This window comes from Lactobacillus sp. ESL0684, assembly GCF_029392675.1.
Lineage (GTDB): Bacteria > Bacillota > Bacilli > Lactobacillales > Lactobacillaceae > Lactobacillus.
Genome location: NZ_CP113941.1, coordinates 1,335,874 through 1,342,500, shown reverse-complemented (window position 1 = coordinate 1,342,500; position 6,627 = coordinate 1,335,874). Strand labels below are relative to the sequence as shown.

2 protein-coding genes, 1 tRNA gene, 2 rRNA genes and 1 pseudogene are annotated in these 6,627 nt (G+C 41.1%); 5 read left to right on the top strand and 1 reads right to left on the bottom strand.

Translation table 11 applies throughout. From position 1 onward, the window contains the following. Nucleotides 1-28: 28 nt before the first annotated feature. The 3 genes from OZX56_RS06510 to OZX56_RS06500 all read left to right on the top strand — a co-directional run bounded on the left by OZX56_RS06510 (nucleotide 29) and on the right by OZX56_RS06500 (nucleotide 3,235). Nucleotides 29-2,945, top strand: a 23S ribosomal RNA gene (locus tag OZX56_RS06510). 88 nt (nucleotides 2,946-3,033) lie between these two features. Further along, nucleotides 3,034-3,150: ribosomal RNA gene (gene rrf / locus OZX56_RS06505) — 5S ribosomal RNA — on the top strand. Between the two features lie 12 nt (nucleotides 3,151-3,162). Beyond that, a tRNA-Asn gene (locus OZX56_RS06500) sits at nucleotides 3,163-3,235 on the top strand. Between the two features lie 113 nt (nucleotides 3,236-3,348). On the opposite strand, the pseudogene OZX56_RS06495 reads toward OZX56_RS06500, so the two are convergent. Next, nucleotides 3,349-4,619, bottom strand: a pseudogene (locus tag OZX56_RS06495) (ISL3 family transposase). A gap of 648 nt (nucleotides 4,620-5,267) precedes the next feature. Here OZX56_RS06495 and OZX56_RS06490 point away from each other — a divergent pair. After that, the gene (locus tag OZX56_RS06490) at nucleotides 5,268-5,792 is read left to right on the top strand and encodes a TetR-like C-terminal domain-containing protein (protein WP_277139333.1); all 525 of its coding nucleotides are present in this window, start codon (nucleotides 5,268-5,270) and stop codon (nucleotides 5,790-5,792) included. Between the two features lie 17 nt (nucleotides 5,793-5,809). After that, on the top strand, nucleotides 5,810-6,622 hold the full coding sequence (locus OZX56_RS06485; RefSeq protein ID WP_277139332.1) for a hypothetical protein: 813 nt from the start codon (nucleotides 5,810-5,812) through the stop codon (nucleotides 6,620-6,622). Nucleotides 6,623-6,627: the final 5 nt, after the last annotated feature.

Sequence of the window (6,627 nt, the reverse complement as noted above, 5' to 3'; positions counted from 1 at the left end):
CGACCGAGAGAGAAGATCTTATAGGTAAGGTCAAGAAAAGAAGGGCGCACGGTGAATGCCTAGGCACAAGAAGGCGAAGAAGGACGCGACAAACAGCGAAATGCTTCGGGGAGCGGTAAGTACGCAGAGATCCGGAGATATCCGAATGGGGGAACCCAATACAAGAAATTGTATTACTTATTAGTGAATACATAGCTAATAAGGGTAAGACGCAGTGAACTGAAACATCTAAGTAGCTGCAGGAAGAGAAAGAAAAATCGATTTCCATAGTAGCGGCGAGCGAAACGGAAAGAGCCCAAACCAGATGATTTATCATTTGGGGTAGTAGGACTGCAATAAAGGTAGTGTAAGAGATAGCAGAATTATCTGGGAAGATAAGCCAGAGAGGGTGAGAGCCCCGTAAGCGAAATTTCAAGCACGCTGAGCAGTATCCTGAGTAGGTCGGAACACGAGGAATTCCGATTGAAGCAGCGAGGACCATCTCGTAAGGCTAAATACTCACTTGTGACCGATAGTGAACCAGTACCGTGAGGGAAAGGTGAAAAGAACCCCGGGAGGGGAGTGAAAGAGAACCTGAAACCGTGTGCTTACAAGTAGTCAGAGCCCGTTAAAGGGTGATGGCGTGCCTTTTGTAGAATGAACCGGCGAGTTACGTTAAATAGCAAGGTTAAGTCATAAAAGGACGGAGCCGTAGCGAAAGCGAGTCTGAAAAGGGCGCAGTAGTTATTTGATGTAGACCCGAAACCAAGTGACCTACCCATGACCAGGTTGAAGGTGCGGTAAAACGCACTGGAGGACCGAACCCACGTAAGTTAAAAATTGCGGGGATGAGTTGTGGGTAGCGGTGAAATTCCAAACGAACTTGGAGATAGCTGGTTCTCTCCGAAATAGCTTTAGGGCTAGCCTGGTGCGAGAAAAGATAATGGAGGTAGAGCTCTGTTTGGACGAAGGGCCCGTCAAGGGTTACTGAATTCAGATAAACTGCGAATACCAGATATCTGCGCACTGGAGTCAGACTGCGAGTGATAAGATCCGTAGTCGAAAGGGAAACAGCCCAGATCACCAGTTAAGGTCCCAAAATCTATGCTAAGTGGAAAAGGATGTGGAGTTGCGTAGACAACTAGGATGTTGGCTTAGAAGCAGCCATCATTAAAAGAGTGCGTAATAGCTCACTAGTCGAGTGACGCTGCGCCGAAAATTTACCGGGGCTAAGCATAGTACCGAAACTGTGGATGCATTATGAAAGTAATGCGTGGTAGGAGAGCGTTCTAAGAGCGGAGAAGCTTAATCGAGAGGATAAGTGGAGCGCTTAGAAGTGAGAATGCCGGTATGAGTAGCGCAAGATAGGTGAGAATCCTATCCGCCGAAAGACTAAGGTTTCCTGGGGCAGGCTCGTCCGCCCAGGGTAAGTCGGGACCTAAGGTAAGGCCGAAAGGCGTAGCCGATGGACAACAGGTAGAGATTCCTGTACTGCATTAGATCGTTAATAACGATGGAGGGACGCAGAAGGTGAAGCACGCATGGCGCTGGAAGCCATGTTCAAGCGTTAAGTGAGAGAGTGAGTCAAATGCTTACTTTCGATAATCACAAGACGTGATGAGGAGCGAAATAAAAGTAGCGAAGGTGAAGTAGTCACACTGCCAAGAAAAGCTTCTAGTGAGAGCTAATGTACCCGTACCGCAAACCGACACAGGTAGTCGAGTGGAGAACACTAAGGTGAGCGAGAGAACTCTCGTTAAGGAACTCGGCAAAATAGCCCCGTAACTTCGGAAGAAGGGGTGCTGGTGTAAGAACCAGCCGCAGTGAATAGGCCCAAACAACTGTTTATCAAAAACACAGGTATCTGCAAAGTCGTAAGACGACGTATAGGTGCTGACACCTGCCCGGTGCTGGAAGGTTAAGGAGAGAGCTTAGCGCAAGCGAAGGTTCGAACTGAAGCCCCAGTAAACGGCGGCCGTAACTATAACGGTCCTAAGGTAGCGAAATTCCTTGTCGGGTAAGTTCCGACCTGCACGAAAGGTGAAATGATTTGGGCACTGTCTCAACGAGAGACTCGGTGAAATTATAATACCCGTGAAGATGCGGGTTACCCGCGACAGGACGGAAAGACCCCATGGAGCTTTACTGCAATTTGATATTGGGTAGCTGTTAAACATGTACAGGATAGGTAGGAGCCAGAGAAGATAGTACGCTAGTATTATCAGAGGCAATGTTGGGATACTACCCTTGTTTGATGGCTACTCTAACTAGGATCTCTAAGCGAGATTTAGGACAGTGTCAGACGGGCAGTTTGACTGGGGCGGTCGCCTCCTAAAGAGTAACGGAGGCGCCCAAAGGTTCCCTCAGAATGGTTGGAAATCATTCATAGAGTGTAAAGGTAAAAGGGAGCTTGACTGCGAGAGAGACAACTCGAGCAGGGACGAAAGTCGGGCTTAGTGATCTGGTGGTACCGCATGGAAGGGCCATCACTCAACGGATAAAAGCTACCCTGGGGATAACAGGCTTATCTCCCCCAAGAGTTCACATCGACGGGGAGGTTTGGCACCTCGATGTCGGCTCGTCGCATCCTGGGGCTGTAGTAGGTCCCAAGGGTTGGGCTGTTCGCCCATTAAAGCGGCACGCGAGCTGGGTTCAGAACGTCGTGAGACAGTTCGGTCCCTATCCGTCGTGGGCGTAGGAAATTTGAGAGGAGCTGTCCTTAGTACGAGAGGACCGGGATGGACATACCGCTGGTGTACCAGTTGTCTTGCCAAAGGCATAGCTGGGTAGCTAAGTATGGCAGGGATAAGCGCTGAAAGCATCTAAGTGCGAAGCCCCCCTCAAGATGAGATTTCCCATACGTAAAGTAGTAAGACACCTCAAAGACGATGAGGTAGATAGGCTAGGAGTGGAAGAGTAGTGATACTTGGAGCGGACTAGTACTAATCAGTCGAGGACTTGACCAAAAGCGAGTGCAATTTGGTAAGAGAGTGGAACGGTAAAAGAGTAGATTATATTTAGTTTTGAGTGTAAAAACTCAAAGAGAATAAAAAGTACGGTGGCAAGAGCAAGAAGGAAACACCTGTAACCATGTCGAACACAGAAGTTAAGCTTCTTAACGCCGAGAGTAGTTGGTGGGAAACTGCCTGCGAGGGTAGGACGTTGCCGTGCTTTTTTTAATATTCCGGCTTAGCTCAGTTGGTAGAGCGCTTGACTGTTAATCAAGATGTCGTCAGTTCGAGTCTGTCAGCCGGAGCAAAAGAGGACCGAGGATGAATATCATCCTCGGTTTTTTACTTGATTTTTGGTAAGAATTTTGGCTCTTTGTCAAATCCTGTTGATGAAGATAAATAATGAATTAGATGCACTCTATGCAATCATGCTTAAAGTATTTTCTTTTAGTACGGCATTTTTTGCTTCTAACATAATTCTACCAGTCATGTTGGAAAAGTTACGATAGCCATAAGCCGTGTGCTGAATTTGCTTAATCTTGCGGTTGGTTCCTTCGACGCAGCCATTGGAATACTTGGAAGTGGCCGCATTAAGTACAGCTTTGCGATTATGTTTAAAGGTCTTAAGGGTGACTTTCATCTGCTCACCGAGAGCAACGTCTTCATCGCATAACTGACTCATTTGCTTAGGGTCGTGGTTAGCTAAGGCTTGTCTGAAATCCTGCATCAAATCATAAGTAGCACGCAATTTAGGACTAACAGCCAAGCCTTCTTCCACAATTTGTTCCTGAGTCAAGCGGTCTTTTAAGTGCTGGTAATACTTAACTTGTTTAACTTCCAGCTGGTTATATGGCTTTAGATAGGACTTCCAGTAATATTTGAGCAAGCTATAACGGCGATCAGAATGCTTAAACTGCTTCATCGTTTGGACGCAAAGTTGGTTAAAGGAGCGGTTAAGCATTTGCACAATGTGAAACCGATCAATGATGATTTGTGCGTTAGGGAAAAGTTCCTGAGCCAAGTCTTGATAATAAACATTGAGATTCATAGTAATGGTTTTGACTCGGCTTCTAACGATTAGAGGAAATTTTTTAAAGCAAGCCATAATCTCTTTTTTTAAACGGGTGGGCAGAATTTTAATAATTTCATGAGTATCATCGTCTACACAGATAAAATGTAATTGGCGGCCAACCCCGAGAAATTCATCGACACCAAGATGTTCCGGCAGGTAGTTATAATCAATAGCTTGTGGCAAGTGTTTAAACCTAGTAAAGGTGCGTAAAACCGTGTTGGCAGAAACATTATTAGCCTGAGCAATGTCAGTCATTGTCCGATCAGTAGTTAAGTCTTGAATGATTTTTTGCTTGACTGGATTAGCAATCGAGCAATGCTTGTCAATTAGAGAGCTATTGGCCATAAAAGAATGGTGAGGCAGTATAGGCGTTGTTTATGCAGTTCAATTTGAAGCGGCTTAGAGGCATTGGCAATCAAATAGCAAACACGGGAAAGATAATGACCATTATGAACTAAGGGGTAACGACAGTTAGGGCAAGTAGACCAAGGAAGTATAAGTTCGGCAACCAGGATTTTGGTGACCTGATCGTCAGCTAGATAAAAATTAGAAAAAATCAGATTATTATCTTTAATATCAAGCAAAAGTTTAGTTGAATAGTTATCAATAGAGGACATAGTAAAACTCCGATCTTTCTTGAGTGGTATTAGGAAATATAAGTGAGGCACTATGGCCTCTTTTTTTGCAAAAAAATATTCTGTTAATAAGATACCACAAGGTACTCATCAACAGGATAAAGTGTACAGCCAGAATTTTATATCGCTTTTGTTTTAGTATGGCATTTTCTCTTTCTGATATGATTCTAGCAATCCTGTTATAAAATCTGGATAGCCTGTGGTGTGCTCTAAATTTGCTCTATTTTGTGGTTAATTCCCTTTTACACTGTCATTAAAAGATAGATTAAGCACAGCCCAGCCCTGCAATTATGTACAAAGGCCTTAAACATGAATTTTATTTTCTCACTGTGATCAACGTCTTTATTGCATAGCTGATACATTTTTAGTGTATTATTTTTTGAAATAATAGCTAAACATATTAGCACTCTTATCGTTAGCTAAACAAAACCAAGAAAAAATCCTGTTAATACGGATGCTACAAGTCATTCAGTTAAAAGTGTTAGTAATCTGATTTTAAGACTACCAAATGACACTTAGATCCACATTTTGAAGTATCAAGCTGTCAGTGACAAAAAAATATTTTAAAAAGCACTTGTATGATTGCGCTTTTATTGATATATTTAATTATATTATAAGACAGTAATAAATATGGAGAAATATATGACATTACCATGTGCAGAAAAAGTTTTAAAAAGTGCATTAACCAAAAATATTCGTACTAAATATACCGTTAGCCTATTTTGTAGAGAGGCAAAAATAGATCGTGGAACATTTTATAATCATTATCGCAACCTTTCTGATTTATTTTTGTCAGTTTTGACTCTGCAAATGAAAAGAGCCCTGAAGTGTCAGAACTCGGAACACCTTAATAGCATTTTTTATCGTTTGCTTAAAGTGATAGCTGAAAATAAGTTTTTCTATTTCAATATAATTTCTCTTGCCAATGACCCTTATACCTTTTATGCTGTATTGCGTAAAGAATTAGCATTTGCTATTGAAGAGTATTTACGACCCCGAACTGCTTTTTCAGTAAGAAAAGTTGAGTTGATTTCAAATGCTATATATACTGTTATCAATCATTGGGTAAAAGGATTTTGTCAGCAGGATATTCGCGATGTTTATCAAACGATTGGGTTATTATTGGTAAATTTGGAAGAACCAGAAAAATTGTAAAATAGTTAGTTATAAATATGATTTGTAAAGAAAAAATTGGGCAAGTAAAAACAGTTTTGTTAATGCCAATTGAAGCGATAACAGGTAAGAATCAGTTGTTTAAACATCAAAATAAGATCTATTCTAGTCAATCGTATTATTCAGGACCTGATCAGGATATGACTGATTTTGCAGTGGAGTATTACGAAATAATCTACCAAAATATTATTCCTAATCAGCATATATTGCGTAAGCCGTCTGACTATTTAAATGCAAAATTTGAAAATAATAGTTTTGCTGGTGATACTATAAATAGTTTTAACTGGATTGCCAATCTGACACCTGAAGCTGGCAAAAATTCAACACAAAGAACAGCTTACAATAACTGGCCCAAGTATTTACAGAATTATTTTCAAGAGTATCATTGTCTGGCCAACTTTTGGCTACTACCTTCTAAAATTGGTAGGGGAGGTAAGGTTAAAAGTAAGATAGAATTAATGTGTCCCAAGTCAAAAAATAGCTGTCACGATTATATGGATTCATACCTAGAATATATATTTGAAAATTGGGCTGAACTAAGTATGAAATCCACTGAAAATGAGTATTTTAGTCAATTTACTGATTGGGTTGATTTTGTTAGGCAACATTTTTTATATAAAATATATACTGATGAGAATTATCACGTTGTTATGTATAGTAAAAGTAAAGATCCAAAATTTATGGTAGAACACATAATGAAAATGATAGCACTAAGAGCAGATGCAATTGCTAATTCTAAATTTAATGAGGAATTGTATAATTATTTTGTCGAGTGTGGATTAATCGGAAAGAATAGTAAAGGTACGATATAATATAT

Coding starts and splice junctions, on each gene's coding strand:
- OZX56_RS06485 (WP_277139332.1), top strand. CDS start 5,810: ATGATTTGTAAAGAAAAAATTGGGCAAGTAAAAACAGTTTTGTTAATG.
- OZX56_RS06490 (WP_277139333.1), top strand. CDS start 5,268: ATGGAGAAATATATGACATTACCATGTGCAGAAAAAGTTTTAAAAAGT.